This window comes from Burkholderia sp. AW49-1 (assembly GCF_053427845.1).
On record NZ_JBSAXF010000028.1, the window covers coordinates 1 to 20,215 of the forward strand.

Sequence of the window (20,215 nt, forward strand, 5' to 3'; positions counted from 1 at the left end):
GAACCGTCTTTTTCAGCTCGTCAACAACTTTCTGAACTACTTCGTTGCGACGGCTGGGGCTCAACTTCGTGTGCGCCGGGGTTCTACAACCCATACTCGAGCGCACCGCTTCCCTTCCTCTCCCGCGCCGCGTTGCCGTTAGCGCGAAAGAGGCGTGATTCTAAGCACCCGCCTCGACCTCCGCAACCCTTTTGTGAAAATATTTTGAAAAAGCCCCCGTGCGCGGCAGCGCACGGGGGCTTCGGCCTGACGCCCTGCATACCGCATGCTACGCAAGGAGCCCGCGACGAATCCGGGGCGAGTCCTTCTTTCCTCCTATCCTATACAGCAGATTGAATACGCCCTCTGTTCAACCGCGCTCCGTATTTGCCTCGCGCCGGACACCACCCCACGGCACAAACAAGAGAGCGCACGTCGTCGAGTATCATGCCGCGATCGAACAACGCACTCATACCGACGATGGACAGCACCACTCAATCCGGCGACGCCGATCTCCGCGATGAATACGCCGCGCTGCGCGAGCGCGCCGTCATGCTCGAAGAGCAGGTCCCGCCGCTCCTGCAACGCATCTCGAATGTCCTGCCGCGCATCAGCGGCGTGTCCGACCTGGCGGACGAGCATCGTGAACGACTCGTCGGCGCGCGCAACGCAGCGATGGTCTCGATCGAAAACTATCAACAGGCGATCCCGTTCCTGCAAACGGCTGACTCGATCATCGAGCAGCTCGACAAGACGCCCGAGCGCGACGAAGACATCGACTGGCGCGAATCGCTGCTGCAGCGACTCGACGAACTCATCGACGTCGCGGTCGTGATGATCGACGATGCGCAAGGCTATTTCGAACAGGCAGCTGCCTGCGATCTCTCCAGCGTACCGAAGTCCATTCTCGAAGACTGAGCATCACGACCGAGAAGCGCGCGGTGCATCGACTCCATATATGTTGCGCACGCCAACTGCGCCGTACATACCGACCGGCTGTCGCTGGTCGACACCTCGCCGTCGACGGCCCAACACATCTCCCGAAAAAGCTCACCTTTCCGTCACGGGTTCACGGACATCGGCCAGCCGCGGCCCGTGACTAGAGCGTATCGAGAACGATCGTCTCGCCGACGATCGGCACACGGATATACCCGCCTTCCGCATCGCCATATGCGTGCGCGTTTCCGTCGATCACGTATTGCGCAGTCAATGCGCACAACGTCGCGTCCCGCGCGTCGACCGATCGAAGTGTCGACACGTCGATCCCGAGTTTGGTCAGCAATTGCCGGCGCTGGTTGCGTTTCTGCTTCGCCGACGCGATCGCCTTGCCAAGCAACGCGCAGGTAATCGCGTACGGATAAGTCTCGAAGCTCACGCGCCCGCCGGCATAGCGCGCGTCGGTCAGCAGCGGATAGGCGTCGGCCAGCGCGCGGTAGACGCGCTCTCCCGTGAACATCCAGTCGAAGAAGCCCGACGCGCTGGCCACGGCCTGCTCGCGCGATGGCGTCGGGAAACACGAGATCCGTTCACGCGCGAGCGCCTGCTCGGCAGCCCGGCGTCCGCTGCCCGTCCACCAAAGGCTCGGTGCGTCGACGCCGACCGCCACCACGTCATGCTCGATACACAGCGAAGGCAGCGCTTCGGGCGCGATCCGCTCCTCGCGGCAAACGATCGTCGCGCCGCGCAGGATCACGAGATCGCATCGCTTCTTGTCGCCGCCCACGTCGACGCCCGCCACCGCGGGCAACGACCGCGCGACTGATCGGGAGCGGGATCGGGGTGCCTGCATGGCTGTGCGTCAGTCCGCCGGCCGCGCGTCATACGCGGCGTCGAAGATCCCTTCGAGGCACGGATGCACGCCGCGCATCCGGTCGACGACCGACTTCGCCCAGTCGAAGTACGCCTGCTTGCGCTCGAGGGGCCAGTCCGCGGGTGGATGCCGCGCGATGTCACGCAGGTTGCAGATCTTGTCGGCGAGCTTCACGAGCTTTGCGCGCCGGCTGATGGTCGCCGCATGCTCGACCTGCACGCGCTTGCGCTCGTCCTTCGGCAACGACTTGTCGTCGGTGACTTCCATCACGATGTCCGCGACGTCCTTGCCGAACAGCCGTAGCAGTTCCTGCTCGGTGGTCTCCGTATCCTCGATCGTGTCGTGCAACACCGCCGCCACGATCACGCGCTCGTCCTCGATGCCGGCTTCGTTGGCCAGCACGGCGGCCAACGCGATCGGATGGTTGATATACGGCGATGCCTCATCGTCCTTGCGCCGCTGATTGCGATGCTTGTCCGCCGCGAACGCGATGGCAGCTACCAGCTTGTTCATGTCGATCCCTCGTGTGGCCGGACCCGCGACCGGCTGAACCGGTCACGTGCGTTTCGGAACCGCACATACTACCTGTACGCGATGACCATTCCCACATATCGGAACATCGGGCCGCGCGCCGTCATGCGCCGGCCGCCTCGCGCTCCAGCCCCACCACGTTCACCTGCGCGCCGAACACATCGCGCACGAGCGGCAGCAGGTGATCGTGGTGCGTCAGAAACAGCACCTGGGTTCGCGTCGACAGATCGCGCAGTGCCTCGAGTCCCGCCTTCGCGCGCGCATCGTCGAAGTTGATGAACAGATCGTCGGCAACGAACGGCAGCGCGGTCCTGCTGGCGAGTTGCAGTTCGAGCGCCGCGATCCGCAGCGCGAGAAACAACTGGTCGCGCGTTCCTTCGCTCAAGCCGGCGACCTCGACCGACGCGCCCTTCGTGCGTCGCGCGTACAGCGCGGGCGGCGTCCGTTCGGTGTCGACGGTCAGCCGCGCGAATTCGCCCAGCGTCAACCCCGCGAAAATCTCGCCCGCGCGGCGCAGCATCGGCCCCTGCTTCTGGTCGCGATAGCGATCGGTCGCCCACTTCAGCAGACGGCTCGCGGTCGCTGCTTCCAGATATTGTTCAGCCGCGTCGCCCATCGCGGCCAGCGCTTCCTGCCGCTTCGCCTCGGCCACGGCCGCGTTCGCCTGGCCGTCGATCGCGCCGAATGCCTGCTGGGCGACGACCTGCTGTTGCGCGAGCGCGTTCAGGCGCGTGCCGATGTCGCCAAGCGACTGCTTCACCGCTTCGAGATGCGCGGGCACGTCGGCGATGTCCTGTTCCGCGACCTCGGCCTCGACGGCCGGCTGGGATAACCCGTCGCCGTCGCGCACCAGTGCCTCCTTCGCGGCGTCGACGGCCTGTCGAAGCTGGCGCTGCCGATCCGATCGTTCGGCCAGCGGCAGCGCCGCGTCGATCGACGCGACGCCGGCCAGTTGCAGCAACGGCTGAATGCGTGCGTCCGCACCCGCCACCACGGCGACCGCGTCGGCGACCTTGCCGTCGGCCTGCCGCACTGCGTCCTCGGCACGATCGATCGCACGCGCGGTTTCCCGCGCGGCCGCCACGCGCATCGTCAATCGGCGCGCTACGTCCAGCCAGTCGCCGCTCGCCAGCCATTCGGGTTCGAGCGCTTCGGCCAGCCGCCGGGCGCCGGCCTCGAGCGCAGCCAGCTCGGCACGCATCGCGGCAATCCGGTTGCGCGGCGCATCGGCGTCGGCCAGTTCGTCCGTCACCGCGTTCGCGAGCTCGAGCGCCCCTTCCGCCGCAGCCAGCGTCACCGCATTCGCGGACAGCTTCGCGTCGGCGAGCGCATCGCGCCATTGTGCTTGCCACGCATCGTAGGCGGCCTGGGCGTGGCCGGCGCGCGAACGGGCCGTCGCGCATCCGCGTTCGGCTTCGCGCGCGCGGTCCTCGAGGCTGTCCTTCTGCGCAAGCGTCTTCTCCGCCGACTGCACGAACGTCTCGGCGATCGCGATGAGTGCCGCCAGCCCGTCGGCGTCGCCGCCGCGGGAAACCAGCCGCAGCGCCGAACGCAACGCGGCTTCCGCGCCGGCGCGTGCATCGCGGATCGTCGCGAATTCGCGGCGCTGGCGGTCAAGTTCGAACTGCGCGGCAAACACCGCGTCGCGCTTCGCGAGCCAGTCGCCCATCGCCGCCAGCGGCATGCCGGGCACGCCTGCCGTCGTCGCCAGCTCGGACCACGCGTCGCGATGCACGGTGAGTTCGCGTTCGCGCTCGTCCATGGCCGCCTGCCGGCGCATCAACACGGCACGCGAGGATTCGACCTGTTGACGCAGTGATTGCAGCGTCGCCGCCGCCTGCGTGGCGCCGAGCTGCACATCGACGAGTTCGTCTGCAAGTCGAATCGCATCGTCGACGGCCGGCGCGCCCGTTGCCAGATCGACCACGCCGTCGCGGATGTCGCCCCACGCGCAGTCGCGACGCGCGCGCGCCGCCAGCACCTCGGCGGTCGTGACGACCTTGTGCGTCTCGGCGAAATGCTTCTCCTGCAGTTCGAGCCGTTCGTATTCTTCCTGCGCAACGTCCCGTGCATCGCGTGCGGCGGCCGCCGCGCTCGAGCGCTCGCTGGCTTCGTTGAGCAGCGCACCGAGCCGCGCCGCCGACGGCACGTCGAGCACACGCAGCGCGTCGACCGGCTTGCGCCACTGGCCGAGCGCATCGAGCGCGTCGTCGAGTGTGCGCTCGGCGGCGGAAATATCGCGCTCGAGCGCGAGTTCGCGCTGGCCGCTACCGCGAAAGCCCTGTGCGTCGACAAGCGCGGCACGAAGCACTTCCGGCACATCGACGGTAGCCAGACGCGCGAGTTGTTCCTGCGCCTGCACGAGTTCCTGCATGCGTTCGTCGAGCGATTCGCGCGCGCCGGCCAGCGCCTGATGCAGCGCGCCGTGGTCGCGCAAGAGGTTCGCGACCGTCTTCAGCGACAGCGCGGTCGGCAGTGCCGCGCGCAGCGACGCTTCGTCAACCGGCCAGCCAAGCTGCGCGGCCGCGGAGCCCGCGGCGGTCAGATGCCGCTCCACGTCCGCGCCGAGCAACAGCAGATCCTGCGCGTGATTCATGCATGCGCCGCGCAATCGGTCGAGCGCTTCGATGTCGCCTTCGAGCGCCTGCGCGTCGACATCCGGCTCGATGGCATCGCGCGCCTGCCGTTTCGCGAGCAGGTCCGCACGTCGCTCCTCGAGCACCTTCTGTTCCGCAGCGAGATCGCCTTGCGCTTTCAGCAAGTCGGCATACGCGGTCGGCGGCAGCTCGACGACGGTACCCAGTTCGGCAAGCGCCGCTTCCTTGATCGTCAATTCCTTCAGGTATGGCGCCAACCGCCGCACACGCTCGAGCTTCGAGCGCAGCGCTTCAAGGCGGCGTTGCTCCACGCGCGCGTGCTCGATCTCCTGCTCGACCGCATCGCGCGCCTCCTTGCGATCGACCCAGTCGCGCGTGCGCACCTGGACCGCCTTCAGTTCGCCGACGGCATCGTTGAACGACGTCTCGGCCTGCGCAAACGCGCTGCCGCTGCGTCGCGGCGCCCACAGCTCGCCCACACGCGCGTCGAGCTCCTCGCGCACGGGCCCGAGCGTGCCGACACCCGCCGCCGATTCGAACAGCACCTGGCCGAGCTTGTCGGACGCATCGAGAATGCTCCGGCCGCCATCGACGAGCCGCCCATGATCGAGCCCGTACATCTGCTCGAAAAACTCGCGCGTCGCGCCGTCGAGGATGGCCGCGAGATAGTCGTCCGGCAGCTTGTCGTCGGCGGGCGTGCGCAACGGGCTGCGCCCGCGGGCACGATGAAATGCGAGCGCGCCGGTGCCCCCCTCCAGCACGCCGCCGATCCGCAGGTCGGGCGTCGCATGCAGGAAGTCGAGCGGCGTCTGCAGTTTCATCCCGAACAGCAGTTCCGACACGGCCGTCCGGATCGTCGACTTGCCGGCCTCGTTCGGCCCCACGATCACGTGAAAATCCTGTCCCGCCGACGGAAAGCGCAGCGTCTCGTCGGTGAACTTGCCGTACTTGATCAGATCGAGCTGGCTGATGCGCATCGCTTATTCCCCCCTCGCCAGCCGCGCGAGCAACGCGGGACCGACCTGCTCGACCAGCGCCGTGAGTTCGCCCGCGCGCGCCATCGTCAGCAGCGGCACCTCTTCCTTCACGTCGCTGCGCACCTTGCCGACGAACGGCTTCAGGTCGCGTTCGAGCAGCGCGAGAAAATCCGGATCCTGCGCGGCGTCGGCCAGGATCTGCTTCAGATCCTCCAGCGCCTCGAGCTGCTCGCTCTCGCCCTGCGGCTGCTCGGGCGCGGATGTCGCGAGACGGACCTTCTCCAGCCACAGCCGTTCGTTGCCGATAATGCCGATCTGATTCAGCACCTCCGCGCGCAATTGCGGCGCACGGCCGAAGAAAAGACCGTGCGCGGGCGTGCGCCCCGTGACCGTCACGCGCACCGCGCGCGGCACGTGACCGTCGACGGTCAACAGCGCCTCCAGCGACTGGCCGATCTTTCTCGACAGGTCGGCGACCGTGAAGCAATCGGATGCGTCGACCGACAGGGCTTCCCAGCGCAGCACGTCGAGGTACAGGCGCTCGACCTGCGTGCGCCCCTGCTCGACCGTCACGAGCACCGCGCCGCGGCGGCCCGTCTCGCGGATATGGCGACCCTGCAGGTTGCCGGGAAACACGACGGTCGACGGCCCCGACCATTGCTGGAACTCGTGCACGTGGCCGAGCGCCCAGTAGTCGTAGCCCTTCGCGTGCAGTTCCGCCAGCGTGCACGGCGCATAGTTCGCATGCGCCGCATAGCCTTCGAGCGCGGTGTGCAGTACGCCGATGTTGTAATGCCCCGGCACGGGATCCGGATAGCCGGTCGCGAGATTGTCGACGACGGCCTTGTCCTTGAAGCTCTGCCCGTGCAGCGCGACGTCGAATTCCGGCAGCCGATGGGTTTCCGGCTTGCGATGGCCGAACACGGTGACGTTGTCGGGCAAGGTCAGCTTCTTCGTCATCTCGCTTTCGGCATCGTGATTGCCGCCGAGCACGAATGCGCGAATGCCGGCCTTGCGCAGGCGGCCCATTTGCTGGCCGAAGAAAATGCCGGTGTTGTGGTCCTTCCAGTCGCCGTCGTACAGGTCGCCGGCGATCACGAGGAAGGCGACCGCCTCTTCGATCGCACGATCCACGAGCTGCCGCAGCGCCTCGCGCGACGCGTTGCGCAACTGCGCGGCCGGCGCGTCGGGATACGCGCTCAGGCCGTGCAACGGGCTGTCAAGATGAATGTCTGCCGCGTGGATGAACTTCACGAAGATTCCTCTGTTTCAGGACGAAGGGGCGATGTCGACAAGCATTGTGCGCCGTCGAGCGACGCAACGCGGGCGAGGTACGAACCGGACCGTCGCCGTTGCATCATCGCGATCCAACGCTCGTCCGGGCGATGATGCCACCTGTCGCCAGCGGGTCGGGATGGTACCTGAAAGCGGGTGTCGGGAAGGTGCGACCCGATGCCCTCAATCCGAGTTATCGCGCAGCCTCGACGAACCCGCAACCCCGAAACACGGTAGTCGCGATGCCTCGCATGGCCTTCCGAGATCCACGGCCGACGGCACCCTCGATGGTCGTCCCGTGCGCGTCACAGCACGCAAGCGGGCGCGAGAAGACGGAACAGGATGGTCATGATTGTGATGCCTCGGAATGTTATCGGACCACGCCGGGCAGGCCGGGGGCACTTCGGAGTCATCTGTCGTCACGATGCCGATCGGACATGCTTGCCTGAATCGACCGACGCCGCCCGAAGGTGGCCCGGAGACGGGGAGCCCCGCCATCTAAGCATGGCGGGCAGACATTGGGCAGAGGGTGCGCGGACCATCTGTTTCGATCCACGGCACACCAACGCGACCACGATGCGCGGCGCGCCCCAATGAAAAAAGCCCGGCCCGCATCGAAGCGGGCCGGGCCTCGGCGGGAAACGTATCGCTTACAGCGCGCCGCCTTGCGCCGACGCCGAACCCTTCACGCCGACCGAAGCGCCGCCCTGCACCGCGTTCGTCGCGCCCTCGAGCGCCTCGCCGGCCTTCGCCTTCGCGCCGCCGGCGACATCACCCGCCGTCGACACCGCGCCTTGCGCGTGGCTCTTTGCGGAGTTCGCGACATGCTTCACGTGCGACTTCGTCGCGTGCACGGCCGATGCCGCGGCATCCTTCGCCGAGCCGGCGGCCGAGCCGACTGCCTGCGTCGCGCCACCGACCGCATTGCCCGCTGCCGAGCCGACGCCGCCAACCGTCTTGCCCACGCCGTTCAGCGCACCACCGACGAGGTTGCCTGCGCCCGAACCCGAGCCCGCGGCATTCGCGCCTGCACCTGCCTGCACGCCCACACCACCGCCGAGCAGCGGCGTCTGGACTTGTGCACCGACGCCGGCGGAACCTTCCGCGCCCGTCTGCGCCGTTTGTGCGAAAGCAGCCGATGCGATTGCCGTCAGCGCGGCGCCAAGCAGAATCGTGCGAATCTTGTTCATGGTCATTCTCCCCAAAGACGTTGTTGCTGCGGGCCGCCTTCGTGCGGCTGGTCGCATGCCTCGCCGCGACGTGCGGCAGGTGGAGCTAATGTAGCCGCGCCAACGTCCAAAACCATCGAATTGCGGGGACTGTTACTTCAGTTGCAAATGCTGACGATTGACTCACACTGTTTGACAATCATCGTGCTCGGCGCGTGATTGGCGTCACTCGACGGCATGCATCGGCACATCGGGCACGAAGTATCGGCTAGCACTGAACACGACCATTCCTGTAGGCTTCCTGAATAACGTGTGTCGGCCAGCCGCCGGTGCAGCCAGACAACCAGCTTCTCGCGATCAGCACGTTGCCGCCGCCATCGACAATCGTGAACTGGCCCGTGCCGTGCTCGATCAGCGTCGTGTCGACGCCGAGCGGCCCAGCGCCGAAATTGCCGGGCTGCGCGGTGCGCATGCGGCGACTCGCGTCGATCGATACGGCACGCGACTTCAGATACGGCTTGTTCAGGAACGTGTCCCACGTGCCGCCCGGCAGCGGCACGGAATCCGTATCGGCCACGTACTTGTCGCGATCGGCATACGCGAGACGTGCGGCTTCGGCGATCAGATGTACGCCAGCGACGGTCGGCTTGCCACCGTCTAGATCGATCGCCGTCGGCTTCAGCGGTGTCAGGTCGAAGTTCTCGAGAATGCCGATCGGCGTTGTGCACGCAACGACGTGCGGTCCTATTCGATCTGGTTCGACTGGATCAGCCGCAGAATCCGACTGTCATACGGCGATTGAATGACTTCCGCGATACGGATGTCGGATGCGGCAGGATGCAGCGGATTCAACAGGAAGTTGTGCGCATGCGGCACGACGACGCTCGGGACGCGCAGCAAGGCGCTCGGCTGCGTATGCAGCCACTCGGTGCCGGCACTGCGGGTCCAGTCGACGTTCTCTCGCCAGTCGGCCGGCGCATCGCCATCCGCGATCTCGGCAACGTCCACCGATTCAGGCACCTCGATGCGAAGCAACTGGTATCCGCTCGGCAGTTGCGCGACGGTGGCGATTTCGAAGTGAACGAGCGTCTCGAGCAGCGCGAGCGCCGGATGCTCGGCGAGGTAGACGACGGGCTGCCCGGCAAAATGCCAGCGCCCCCCGGCCCGCAATCCGCCAACGCCTTTCAGGTCCGCGTAATTGCTGATCCGCCACAGCGTCGTCAAGCGAAGTACCCCTCGTCGATCTGCGTGAGGGCTTCTTCGACGAGTCGCGCGCCATGCTCGGTACTCGACATGTCGAGCGACGTGCGTCCGCCAAAGCGCTGGAGCCCGTTGCGCAGCCACGCCATCGCCTTGTCCTGGTCACCGAACGTGGCCGTCGCCTGCGCGACGATGCGCGCCAGCCGGATCGCCTTGTCGGACTCCTCAGGTGACAGGCGCTCATGCGCCTGACGGCGATGGCTCAGCGTGCGCCGCGGAATGATGAAAGCGAGTTCATCGGACTTCAGGCCACGTTCCGCCAGCCGGTCGATCACCGCGACGTCGACGCGCGCACTCGCCAGCTCGGCGAGATCGGCACCCGAACGCACGCGAATCGCGAGCAGTTGCTCGAGGATCGTGAACTCAGCCTGGCGCGGGTGCGCGAGGCCCGATGGATGAAACGCGATCGTGCTCATGGCTCCTCTCCGGCAATTTGCCCAATCATTATAGGCGTTTTGCCGAAGACGAGTGAATTCGGTCTTCAGCCGCCCGCGTGGCTCGCAGTTCCCGGTGGCGGCGAAACGGCCTTTCCTGCGCGCTGCGCGTGGTTGAAGATTCGCCGTGAAGCGGGAATTGTGAAATTCGCGGATATCCAATCGCCCGGTCACGTCGCGAAGTTGTCACGTAACAATTTTTCTGATGAATAACCATCGCCAAAGTGACGCGATGCTGCGACAACTGCAACCCGTGACCGCCCTCTGGCATGTCAACAACCATCAGACAAAACCCCGTTTCCCTCTGAATCGTTTACCCAGTTGCAATAATTATTCGCTGGAACGCGTATTTCCGACCGGTATCGCGATCGCTACGATGCAATCAACCGCTCAACGCATCAAGCGAAGCGCGAAATCTACGAAAACCGGAGGTCACCATGAAGTCGCTCATCTATGCAGTCGCCGCTGCCGCTGCCCTGTCCGCATCCCTTGGCGCATTCGCTCAGTCGAATCCGTCGGAACAACTGACGCGCGCCCAGGTCCGCGCAGAACTCGTCCAGCTCGAACAGGCCGGGTACAAGCCGGAAGTGTCCGACGTCCACTACCCGAATGCACTGCAGACCGCGCAGGCACGCGTGACGAACAGCGACGCAACGGGTTACGGCGCACAGGCTGCGGCCGGCGTGCGCACAGGCCGCGCGATCGCGGTCAAACAGAACGCTCGCGACCCGGTCTATTTCGGTCAGTAAGACGGCCGATTCGGCGCGCACCACGATACGCCCGCTGCCGACGAAACACCCCGCTCCCGTTCATCGGGGGCGGGGTGTTTCGCTTTCGCTGCATGCAACATGCGCGCTGCACGAAGCCCGACCCATGCGTGGGCGCGAGTCGGCCGCCGCAATGTGACCTTCACGCAGATCTCCGGCGTTGCGCATAGAATGGCCGCGTGGTCGGCGCCGGCCGAAGCGAACGCGAGCGAAGCCTCGACTCACCGGGCGTACCGCACTCGCTGGCCGATCCGATGCCGCACTCATCGCATTTTTCGAAAAGGAGCGGTTTCATGTCTCAAACATCCGGTTCCATGATCAAGTTTCGCCGTCCGGACGGCCAGGAACTGCAAGGCTACCTTGCCACGCCGGAAAAGACCGAAGGTGCACCCGCGGTCGTCATCATTCAAGAATGGTGGGGCCTGAATGACCAGATCCGCGGCGTCGCCGATCGCCTCGCGCGCTGCGGCTACATCGCGCTGGTGCCAGACCTGTATCGCGGCAAGTCGACGGTCGAGGAGGAAGAAGCGCATCACCTGATGACGGGCCTCGATTTCGGCGACGCGGCATCGCAGGACATTCCCGGCGCGGTGCAGTACGTGAAGACGCGCGCGTCGCGCGTGGCGATCACCGGCTTCTGCATGGGCGGTGCGCTCACGCTACTCTCGCTGCAGTTTGCCGATGCTGACGCCGGCGTCACCTGGTACGGCCTGCCCCCGCTCGACTACCTTGATCCGTCGAAGATCAAGGTGCCGCTGATGGGACACTGGGGCACGCAGGATGCGTTCTTCGCGATCGATCAGGTCGATGCGCTGGAAAAGAAACTGACCGACGCAAAGGTCGACGTCGAATTCCACCGCTATCTCGCGCATCACGCGTTCGCGAACGAAACGGCCGTCGGCCCGGGCCGCATCGGCGGTACGCAGTTCGATCCGGTGTGGTCGCAGATTGCGTGGGATCGCACACTCACGTTCTTCGGACGCACGCTCTGGGACAAGCAGCAGTAATACCGCAGCGGCTCTCCACCGCCGCTGGGCAGCGATGCACATGAAGCGAAACGCCACGGGCTTGCAGCCGTGGCGCTGTCGTTTACGGGATGAATTCGTGACGCGAGCGCCACGGCCTGCTCCGGAATACCTCACAGTTTCCAGAACCCCGCTGCGCCATTGCCATCAACTTCGGTATGCAAAATATCTGGCACGGCTGAACGGCGATTCATGAACTACGTTGCGAGTGCCGAATCATTCGACCCGGGACTCGTTGTCCGCCGTCGCTCACGACTCGCAGGAACCACGAAGCGCCGCCTCGTCGGCGGACAACATTTCCGGCACGCATTCGCGCAGGAAATCGACGAACGTGCGGATCTTTGCGTCGAGGTACTGGCGCGACGCATACAGCGTATAGACCGTCAGCTTCTGCAGACGGTACTCGGGCAACACGCGCACCAGCGCACCGCTAGCCAGAGCAGGCACCGCGGTCGACATCGGCAATGAGCCGATCCCGAGGCCGGCGCGCAATGCGGCGCCGAGCGCATCGGCGATGTTGACCTGGAAATCCGGCAGCGGCAGTTCGAACGTCTCGCGACCGTCGGGGCCGTCGAGATGCCACCGGTCGCGCGGAAAGATCGGCGTGACGATCTGCAGGCACGCATGCGATTCGAGATCGCGCACGGTGCGCGGCGTGCCCCGTTCCTTCAGGTATGCCGGCGACGCACACAGCACGCTGTGCACTTCGCCGAGCCGCTGCGACACCAGCCCCGAGTCGGGCAGCTCCGTCGTGCTCAGTTGCAGCGACACGTCGTAGCCTTCGTCGATGATGTCGGGCACGTGCTGCGACAGCGTGAGCTCGACGGCCACCGACGGATAGCGCTCCCGGTATCGCACCACCGCCGGCACCAGGTAGGCCTGACCGAAACTGGTCGTCGCATGCACATGCAGGCGGCCCGACGGCTTCGCCTGCGCGTCGGCCGCCTCGGCTTCCGCTTCGTCGATATAGCCGAGGATACGCTGGCAGCGGTCGAGATAGCGCTGTCCGGCGTCGGTCAATGCGATGCGGCGCGTACTCCGGTTGAGCAGACGGGTGCGCAGGTGCGTTTCGAGTTGCGCGACCGAACGCGATGCGTAGGCGGTGGTGATGTCCAGGCGCTGGGCCGCGCTCGTGAAGCTGCCCTCCTCCGCCACCCGGACGAAAATGCGCATCATCTGTAACGTGTCCATCGACATGTCCCCGGGATTGAAATCGCCTTGCAGCGGCGCCCGCCCCGGCACGTTCCGGTCTGGCGCGAATTGTGCGGAACAGTACCGCAGCGGTGCAGACGTGTCCAGTTTGCCGTGCGCCGCATCGGTGGGCGATCGCTCATGCGGCGCCGCATGTCGAAGGACGACCGGCACCGGATCGTTGCAGGCGGCATCGCGGCCTGCCGGGGCACACATCGCACGTGTAGCGTCGCGCTCAGAGCGGGTCGAAAGGATTGCTCAGCACGATCGTGTCGTCGCGCTCGGCGCCGGTCGTGATCATCGACACCGGCACGCCCGCAATCGCCTCGACGCGCGCAACGAAATCCTGTGCGGCACGCGGCAACGCCGCGCGCTCGCGTACACCCTTCAAGGTGCCGCTCCACCCGGCGAACGTTTCGTAGACGGGCGTTGCACGCGCCTGCGCATCGAGGCTCGCGGGCAGATGGTCGACACGTGCGCCGTCAAGTTCGTAGCCGACGCACAGCTGGATCGACTTGACGCCGTCGAGCACGTCGAGCTTGGTGAGCGCGAGCGAATCGATACCCGAAATCCGGACGGCCTGCCGCAACTGCGCGGCGTCGAGCCATCCGCAGCGGCGCGGCCGGCCCGTATTGACGCCGAACTCCTGCCCGCGTGCGCGCAGCGTTTCGCCGGTGGCGTCGTTCAGTTCGGTGAGGAACGGTCCACCGCCGACGCGTGTCGCGTATGCCTTGGTCACACCCAGCACGTGACCTAGTTTGGACGCGCCGAGGCCCGTGCCGGCCGCCGCGGCCGATGCAACGGTGCCCGACGACGTCACGAACGGATACGTGCCCCAGTCGATGTCGAGCATCACGGCCTGCGAGCCCTCGAACAAGATGCGCTCGCCGCGGTCGTTCGCGTCATTGAGGTCGGCCCACACGGGACGCACGAACGGCAGAATCTTCGGCGCGATGTCGACCAGCGTTGCCAGCATCGCGTCGCGCGAGCACTCCTCGAGCCCCAGGCCGCGAAACCATGCATTGTGGTAATCGACCAGCACGTCGAGCTTGTCGGCAAGCTGGCACGGCTCCGCCAGATCGGCGACCCGCAGCCCCCGGCGCCCAACCTTGTCCTCGTAAGCTGGCCCGATCCCGCGCAGCGTGGTGCCGATGGGTTCGCGACGCAGACGCTCCTGCGCCTGGTCGATCGCACGGTGAATCGGCAGGACCAGCGTGGCATTCTCCGCGATCGACAAATTGTCCGGCGTCACCGACAGCCCGAGCTGGGCCATCCGCCCGATCTCGGCCAGCAGCGCTTCCGGATCGAGCGCCACGCCGTTGCCGATCACGCCGCGCTTGCCGCGCACGATGCCGCTCGGCAACAGCGCGAGCTTGTACGTCTTGTCGCCGACGACCAGCGTATGCCCCGCGTTGTGGCCGCCGTTGTAGCGTGCGACGAGATCGGCCTGCGCCGCCAGCCAGTCCACGACGCGTCCCTTGCCTTCGTCACCCCATTGGGCGCCCACCACCACCACGTTCGGCATGCTCCATACTCCATGTGAGAAATCCAGACACTCATTCCGGCCGCATCGGCCGTTTGTGTGCCATATTGGCGGAGCAGGATTACCCGATCAAACGATTAAATCTGAGCAGTCGCGTGAGTTAATTTCACGCGAGGCGATACATGGCCCGACGACTTCCTCCATTGAATTCGCTGCGCGCGTTCGAAGCCGCGGCCCGCCTCGGCAGTTTCACGCTCGCCGCCGACGAGCTGTGCGTGACGCATGGCGCGATCAGCCGGCATGTTCAGCAACTGGAGGCATGGCTTGGCAGACCGCTGTTCGAGCGGCACAACCGGCGGGTCGAACTGACCGACGCCGGTCGCGTGTACCTTGCCGAGGTCGGTGCGTCGTTCGACCGAATCGCGCTCGCCACCGCGCAGCATTTCGGCCAGGGGCAGCAGCGCGTGCTGCGCGTCAGCGCGCCCGCGACGTTTTCGCTGCGCTGGCTCGTGCCGAAGCTGTCGTCGTTCCAGGTCGCGCATCCGGCCATCGAGGTTCGGCTGTCCACGTCGAACGAGCCCATCGAGAAGTTACGCGACAAGGTCGACCTGATCGTGCGCGGCGGCCCGCAGGCGATCGACGGATATGTTGCCGAGGAGTTTCTTTCCGAAATCCGGCTGCCCGTATGCGCGCCGAAGCTGCTCGAGGGCCGGCCGTTGCGTACGCCGGCCGATCTCGCCGGCTTCACGCTGCTGCATGCGGCGACGTATCCCGGTATGTGGCCCGAGTGGCTCGCGGCGGCCGGGCACGCGAATCTGGTGCCTAGGCATTCGCTCACGCTCGAGCATTTCTATCTGACGCTGCAAGGCGCGCTCGACGGCCTCGGCGTCGCAATGGGACCGATCGCGCTCGTCGCGGACGACATCGCCGAAGGCCGGCTGGTGCAGCCGTTCAGCGAACCGGCACTGCCGCCGTGGCGCTATTTCACTTACGTGGCAACTGCGCGCGCGGAAGACGAAGCCGTGCGGGCATTCAAGGACTGGCTGAAAGCAACGGGGAACGCAGCGGCGGACGCGCGGCGCTGACCAGGTCGGTATGTCGGCGACCAGTCGTCGCGCAATGCGCACCGGCTCGATTGGTGCGGGTTTCATGTGCCTTTGCGCGGAGCCGTATTGCTCGCGCATGATCGCTTTTCGCCTCGTGATTCATCCAGCGATCTGGCGCAGTCCGTAGGATTCCTATGAGACTTAACCAGCAGAATGGCGCGTGTCGTTCAAGGAGCGCAGGAAGACTAAACGCATCGGGTTGGCAATCACCTCACCGATAAACAAAGGATATCGAATCAATTGAGTCGAATATCACACCTCCATGGTGACCGGTTGCGCATCGCGTTTCAGCAGCAGAAACGACAAACCCCGGATCGCGCCGGGGTTTGTCTCGTGGGGGGGAACGCTTATTGGCTTGCGCCAGCGGCTTCGCCCGCCTTCTTCTGAGCGTTCTGCAGATTCTGCGGATAGTTCGGATCGTTGGCCGCCGGCTTGTAACCAGCGTCTTCGAGTTTCTTCAGTTCGGCGTTGTTCTTCGCGCGCGCTGCCTTGTGTTCGGCTTTGCGTTTTGCCCGTGCTGCCTTGCGTGCTTCACGCTTCGCCGCTTTCGCATCCGATGCGGATGCGGCCGGTGCGCTGGCGTCGGTCTGCGCGAATACGGGAGCAGCCGAGCCGAAGAGGAACGCTGCTGCCGTAGCAGCCAGCGTCAGTTTTTTGATCTGGATTCGCATCGCTGAACTCTCTTTTCTGATTGGTCACGGAGTGAAAGCACATCGAGATACCGCCCCTGCCCCTGGTCGGTCTTCATGTCGCGGTCAGGGCCTTTGCATCATAACCGCGTTGCAAAAAATGTGGCGCCATCATGCGGACATTGTTGGGAATACGCGTATGGGGACGTCGTATCGTCATGTGTCCCGCGCCGCTCCGCGTTTCGCAGGGGCCAGGGTGATGCATCGTGCTCGGGAATCACGCAACGCGCACGACCGCGGCAACCGCGTGACGAAGCGGATCGTTCCACCGATACGGTGCAGATTGCCGATGAAGATGAGATCGATTTCGGTGCTTTACGCACTCGCACGACGCCGACCGTTTCTCCCCTGGAATCGCTGCTCGCGCAACGCGATCGTCGCCTCATGAGCGGGATATGCAACGGAATCGCGAACCTGTGCGCCATGTTGTGATTCGTTGCCGCGCGAACGACGGTTCCTCCCATAAACGACCACGCTTCATTCTGTACCGAGCCTGCCGCATTCCCCGCACGTCGACACGATGCGAACGATCGGGTAACCGATCGTCGCACGCGCGGCTACCTGTTCAGTTCTATTCGTCGCCAGATGTGGGAGATGACGTTTGCGGGTAGAGACGACCTCCGCCGCTCAAGGTGAACGCTTCGATAGGCATTTGTTCACGATTGGCACGGGCACCACGCTAATGGTCGTATGAGCGAATGCGCGACGCTAGTCATCGTACCGACGTCGCGAAGAGTCTCGAGTCTATGCGGCAAGGACGGCGACACACCAGGCGCTGCGCGCGTGCCTTACAGCTTTTCCATCGGGTGATCGCATCTGGTACGGGGCGTCGCGCGCACGGTTTGTTCATCCGACGGACACCTTGTAGGTGAGCTTTTACAGGACGCGGTAACTTCCACCGGTGAGAATTTTCGGGATTCAAGTACGGGTTCGACGAGGGTGAGCCATATTGATGGCGCCAGCTTCACGTTCGAGGCAGCTGCCAAGATTGTTGTTATCTATCGGCGCGGTCGGCGTCTCGCTCGGCACAGCGATGGGTTTTCGTCGCGCCGGTCGGGACACGGTGGCAATTCCAATGCCGGTTCAAAGGTAGAAAACCGCGACGGAGAGTGACCGGTGCAAGAGCCAGTCCATTTCGTCTGTGCACGGGTCATCGAGCAGAAAGCCCCAGACAGACCAACACGTGACAGTCGAAGACTTTTCCACGGAAGCACCGACTCAGACGCTAAAAAAACCGCTTGAGAATGAATTACGATGATTTCTCACTGCCATGACGAGAACCGGCGGCACTCCCTTGTTGGCCGCAGCGGCCGTAGTCTGCGCGTAATCCCGGATGGGAAACATACCGCTGGGGGCCTTTTTCGATCCCATAGATGGGAACCTACGGACTGAAAGCGGGGATTTCCTCCCATAAGTTTCTACGTTTGAGTGTTTGTTAGTAGGTACTCACCTTCACGGGGAGCCTTGTCAGGGCTGGGACGCTTGCAAAATAAGGCCCAGATCGAGGGTTCCACAGGCCTTAGGCCCAGAATTGCTGTGCTCGTCGAGCCTCACAGGTTTGCTTTGGTAGCGGTTTATGGGGTTGCTTTTTCTGCACAGGCACACGTGTGTTTACATCTTTGGTAAACCACGTTTACTTCTTTAACTACTTTTAGACGGCTCAAAGCCTTGTCTGACAAGGCTTTGACAGGTGTTCGGTACCCATTCATGGGGGCACAGGCGGAAGGATATGGGGTTTAAGGTCTGTGGATTTGGGGAATCGGGTACCGCGCTGTGGGAAATGGCGGTTGTGGATATGGGGCACGCGTAGCCTGTTATGGGATTTTGGCCCAAAAACGCCTCAGGTAACCTTTTATGGGGGGATCTATTGGTACCCATTTATGGTGCGTCCTTGCTGATTCGTCTACGGTGGCGGGCACAGCATTTCATGTGAGGTTGCCGGTTATGGGATGGATTCCAGGTAGTCGTTTATGGGTGCCGTCGCGGACAGAATGATCTAGCCCTGCTTATCCCCTCGGAGCTGGGGTCCCATAAACAGTATCAGGCCGGCGGAAAGGTAACCTTCTGTGGGGAAATCCAAAGGTAGTCATTCATGGGAGATATTTTCGGCTGCCGAGCGCAGATGAAGGCAAAACACCGAGTTGGAGGATCTGGATAGGTAACCATTCATGGGATGTGCTAAAGGTAGTGTGTTATGGGGGGAATGCAGACCGTGTTGCAGGGCACCACGAATCGGGTTCACCGATCCCGTTCTTCCGGATTATTTCCCATGAATGGCTACCTTCAATTGGGCAAGTCCCGTGCCGGATTCTGGCTACAGACCACACAGGTAGCAGGTTTTGGGAGCTGATTTTGGCGGAAAGGTATATGGATATGGGGTTCCGCACAAATCGTAAAAATGGAATTGTTCCTTTTAATACGAGGGCTTAGCGGCGATATTGGAAGTGATACTGGAGAAGAAGACATTGCCCGATAACTCGAAAAGGTATAAAGTCCGCCATCAATACGGTCACCTTCTCCGGACATCACGATGCCGCGCAAGCCCGCAATCAAAGGCTCCGACAAGCAGGTTTCGCTATTTCAGACGCCCGAGCCCCCCGATCTGCTGCGCAAGGCGGTCCAGGCAATTCATATCGCTCCGAAGTCCGGAAAGATCGGCCTGCAGCAGCGCAAGATGTTCAGCTCGCTGATCAAGAACGCCCTTCGTCAGGAAGCGTTCGAACCCGGCCGGACCAGCTTCTCGATCTCGATCGCCGCGCTGTCGCATGAGAGCGGGTTGAACAGCAACAACACGAAGTATGTGAAGGATACGGTCAACTCGCTGATCAGTACCGTCGTCAACTGGGACTACCTTGCCGCGGATCGCTCGACGGTGTGGAAGGCGTCGGGCCTGCTCGCCGGCGCCGAGCTCGAGCAATCGGTGCTGAAGTACAGCTTCTCCGACCAGATTCGCAGCGAGCTACTCAATCCGGAAATCTACGCGCTCATCGATATGCGGATCGCGCGCGAGTTTCGGCGTTCGCACTCGCTTGCCCTTTGGGAAAACACGGTGCGCTACGAGGGGATCGGCATCACGGCAAAGATCCCGCTGCCGAAATTCCGCGACCTCATTCTCGGTCAGGACAAGGCGTCGCAGTCGTACAAGGAGTACAAGCTCTTCAAGAGCAAGGTCCTGGTGCCGTGCATTCAGGAGGTGAACGAAGTTTCCGACCATACGCTCGAGCTGATCGAACACAAGTCAGGTCGCAGTGTGGAGGCCGTACAGTTCAAGGTGACGCGCAAGCAGAGCGCGGATACGGTCGAGGAAGGCGATGTCAAGAACGAAGCACTCGTTGACGAGGTCGCCAAGTTCGGCATCCCGCGTTCGGAAGCGCGCCGGTTGATCACGCAGTACGGTGTGCAGCGCATCAAGGCGGCGATCGCCTATACGCTCAATCGGACTACGAAGAAGAACGCAGCGCCGGTCGACAACGTGGCCGCGTATTTCCGCAAGGCGTTGACGCACGGCTATACGTTGGCCGACGGTCAGGGGACCGAAACGGCCGCGCCGACAAAGGAATCCGGGCAGAGCAAGCAGGAACAGATTCGCGACAAATACCTGGCGGCGAAGGTCGACGAAGCCGGCGCGTACTTCCGCGAGCTGGAGATCGACGACCAGACCAAGCTGATCGAGCGCTACAACGAGACGGTGGCCGGTTCGAAGGATCTCACGCTGTCGCCGAAGAAGAAGGCGAGCAAGCTGGCGCAGACCAGTTTCTTCCGATGGCTGGCGCTTGATACCTGGGGCGAACCGACCTCGGACGACTTGCTGGAATTCCTGCTGAAAAGCAGCCTCGCGACCAACTGATCAAGGCCTCGCAGCCTGACATGCGCCGTGCACCGGACTTCATCCGGCTGCGCGGTGCGATGCAGGTGCGCGGCC

Annotated in this window: 15 protein-coding genes and 1 pseudogene; 5 read left to right on the top strand and 11 right to left on the bottom strand. The window is 64.0% G+C overall.

What is annotated here, in order from left to right:
- Positions 1–426: 426 nt before the first annotated feature.
- Entirely contained in the window at positions 427–897 is a 471-nt protein-coding gene (locus ACV22W_RS27840) for an ATPase (RefSeq protein ID WP_448022750.1), read from the top strand.
- Between the two features lie 181 nt (positions 898–1,078).
- Here ACV22W_RS27840 and ACV22W_RS27845 read toward each other — a convergent pair whose 3' ends face one another.
- The 8 genes and pseudogenes from ACV22W_RS27845 to parS all read right to left on the bottom strand — a co-directional run bounded on the left by ACV22W_RS27845 (position 1,079) and on the right by parS (position 10,014).
- Positions 1,079–1,768, bottom strand: coding sequence for a DUF429 domain-containing protein (locus tag ACV22W_RS27845; RefSeq protein ID WP_448022702.1), 690 nt, complete (start codon positions 1,766–1,768; stop codon positions 1,079–1,081).
- 9 nt (positions 1,769–1,777) lie between these two features.
- The gene (locus ACV22W_RS27850; RefSeq protein ID WP_448022703.1) at positions 1,778–2,302 is read right to left on the bottom strand and encodes an HD domain-containing protein; all 525 of its coding nucleotides are present in this window, start codon (positions 2,300–2,302) and stop codon (positions 1,778–1,780) included.
- Positions 2,303–2,423: 121 nt separating this feature from the next.
- Positions 2,424–5,894: an AAA family ATPase gene (locus ACV22W_RS27855; RefSeq protein WP_448022704.1), complete on the bottom strand. Its 3,471-nt coding sequence runs from the start codon at positions 5,892–5,894 to the stop codon at positions 2,424–2,426.
- A 3-nt stretch (positions 5,895–5,897) separates the two neighbouring features.
- Positions 5,898–7,148, bottom strand: coding sequence for a metallophosphoesterase family protein (locus tag ACV22W_RS27860; protein ID WP_448022705.1), 1,251 nt, complete (start codon positions 7,146–7,148; stop codon positions 5,898–5,900).
- 671 nt (positions 7,149–7,819) lie between these two features.
- Complete coding sequence (locus tag ACV22W_RS27865; RefSeq protein ID WP_059509348.1) at positions 7,820–8,359, bottom strand: hypothetical protein; 540 nt, start codon at positions 8,357–8,359, stop codon at positions 7,820–7,822.
- A gap of 298 nt (positions 8,360–8,657) precedes the next feature.
- A pseudogene (locus ACV22W_RS27870) lies at positions 8,658–9,053 on the bottom strand (gamma-glutamyltransferase); the annotation flags it as partial.
- Between the two features lie 29 nt (positions 9,054–9,082).
- On the bottom strand, positions 9,083–9,562 hold the full coding sequence (locus ACV22W_RS27875; RefSeq protein ID WP_448022706.1) for an RES family NAD+ phosphorylase: 480 nt from the start codon (positions 9,560–9,562) through the stop codon (positions 9,083–9,085).
- Positions 9,559–10,014 carry a type II RES/Xre toxin-antitoxin system antitoxin gene (gene parS, locus ACV22W_RS27880; RefSeq protein ID WP_448022707.1) on the bottom strand — a complete coding sequence of 152 codons (456 nt, stop codon included), beginning with the start codon at positions 10,012–10,014 and terminating at the stop codon, positions 9,559–9,561. Before parS ends, ACV22W_RS27875 begins: the two co-directional genes overlap by 4 nt.
- A gap of 455 nt (positions 10,015–10,469) precedes the next feature.
- Between parS and ACV22W_RS27885 the strand changes: the two genes are divergently transcribed.
- Together ACV22W_RS27885 and ACV22W_RS27890 are read left to right on the top strand one after the other, a co-directional pair.
- Positions 10,470–10,781: a DUF4148 domain-containing protein gene (locus ACV22W_RS27885; RefSeq protein ID WP_448022708.1), complete on the top strand. Its 312-nt coding sequence runs from the start codon at positions 10,470–10,472 to the stop codon at positions 10,779–10,781.
- 311 nt (positions 10,782–11,092) lie between these two features.
- Positions 11,093–11,806, top strand: coding sequence for a dienelactone hydrolase family protein (locus ACV22W_RS27890; protein ID WP_448022709.1), 714 nt, complete (start codon positions 11,093–11,095; stop codon positions 11,804–11,806).
- A gap of 267 nt (positions 11,807–12,073) precedes the next feature.
- Here ACV22W_RS27890 and ACV22W_RS27895 read toward each other — a convergent pair whose 3' ends face one another.
- On the bottom strand, positions 12,074–13,015 hold the full coding sequence (locus ACV22W_RS27895; protein WP_448022710.1) for a LysR family transcriptional regulator: 942 nt from the start codon (positions 13,013–13,015) through the stop codon (positions 12,074–12,076).
- Between the two features lie 235 nt (positions 13,016–13,250).
- On the bottom strand, positions 13,251–14,540 hold the full coding sequence (locus ACV22W_RS27900) for an adenylosuccinate synthase (protein ID WP_448022711.1): 1,290 nt from the start codon (positions 14,538–14,540) through the stop codon (positions 13,251–13,253).
- A gap of 140 nt (positions 14,541–14,680) precedes the next feature.
- On the opposite strand from ACV22W_RS27900, the gene gcvA reads away from it, so the two are divergent.
- The gene (gene gcvA, locus ACV22W_RS27905; RefSeq protein ID WP_448022712.1) at positions 14,681–15,583 is read left to right on the top strand and encodes a transcriptional regulator GcvA; all 903 of its coding nucleotides are present in this window, start codon (positions 14,681–14,683) and stop codon (positions 15,581–15,583) included.
- Between the two features lie 368 nt (positions 15,584–15,951).
- Here gcvA and ACV22W_RS27910 read toward each other — a convergent pair whose 3' ends face one another.
- Positions 15,952–16,275 carry a DUF4148 domain-containing protein gene (locus tag ACV22W_RS27910; protein ID WP_448022713.1) on the bottom strand — a complete coding sequence of 108 codons (324 nt, stop codon included), beginning with the start codon at positions 16,273–16,275 and terminating at the stop codon, positions 15,952–15,954.
- Positions 16,276–18,823: 2,548 nt separating this feature from the next.
- Between ACV22W_RS27910 and ACV22W_RS27915 the strand changes: the two genes are divergently transcribed.
- Positions 18,824–20,140, top strand: a complete 1,317-nt coding sequence (locus ACV22W_RS27915; RefSeq protein WP_175912160.1) for a replication initiation protein — start codon at positions 18,824–18,826, stop codon at positions 20,138–20,140.
- Positions 20,141–20,215 lie beyond the last annotated feature (75 nt).

Excerpts from the sequence above, each read along its gene's own strand:
- ACV22W_RS27845 (WP_448022702.1), bottom strand. The coding sequence starts at position 1,768 with ATGCAGGCACCCCGATCCCGCTCCCGATCAGTCGCGCGGTCGTTGCCC.
- parS (WP_448022707.1), bottom strand. The coding sequence starts at position 10,014 with ATGAGCACGATCGCGTTTCATCCATCGGGCCTCGCGCACCCGCGCCAG.
- ACV22W_RS27885 (WP_448022708.1), top strand. The coding sequence starts at position 10,470 with ATGAAGTCGCTCATCTATGCAGTCGCCGCTGCCGCTGCCCTGTCCGCA.
- ACV22W_RS27850 (WP_448022703.1), bottom strand. The coding sequence starts at position 2,302 with ATGAACAAGCTGGTAGCTGCCATCGCGTTCGCGGCGGACAAGCATCGC.
- ACV22W_RS27865 (WP_059509348.1), bottom strand. The coding sequence starts at position 8,359 with ATGAACAAGATTCGCACGATTCTGCTTGGCGCCGCGCTGACGGCAATC.
- ACV22W_RS27910 (WP_448022713.1), bottom strand. The coding sequence starts at position 16,275 with ATGCGAATCCAGATCAAAAAACTGACGCTGGCTGCTACGGCAGCAGCG.
- ACV22W_RS27900 (WP_448022711.1), bottom strand. The coding sequence starts at position 14,540 with ATGCCGAACGTGGTGGTGGTGGGCGCCCAATGGGGTGACGAAGGCAAG.
- ACV22W_RS27895 (WP_448022710.1), bottom strand. The coding sequence starts at position 13,015 with ATGGACACGTTACAGATGATGCGCATTTTCGTCCGGGTGGCGGAGGAG.
- ACV22W_RS27855 (WP_448022704.1), bottom strand. The coding sequence starts at position 5,894 with ATGCGCATCAGCCAGCTCGATCTGATCAAGTACGGCAAGTTCACCGAC.
- ACV22W_RS27840 (WP_448022750.1), top strand. The coding sequence starts at position 427 with ATGCCGCGATCGAACAACGCACTCATACCGACGATGGACAGCACCACT.
- gcvA (WP_448022712.1), top strand. The coding sequence starts at position 14,681 with ATGGCCCGACGACTTCCTCCATTGAATTCGCTGCGCGCGTTCGAAGCC.
- ACV22W_RS27890 (WP_448022709.1), top strand. The coding sequence starts at position 11,093 with ATGTCTCAAACATCCGGTTCCATGATCAAGTTTCGCCGTCCGGACGGC.
- ACV22W_RS27915 (WP_175912160.1), top strand. The coding sequence starts at position 18,824 with ATGCCGCGCAAGCCCGCAATCAAAGGCTCCGACAAGCAGGTTTCGCTA.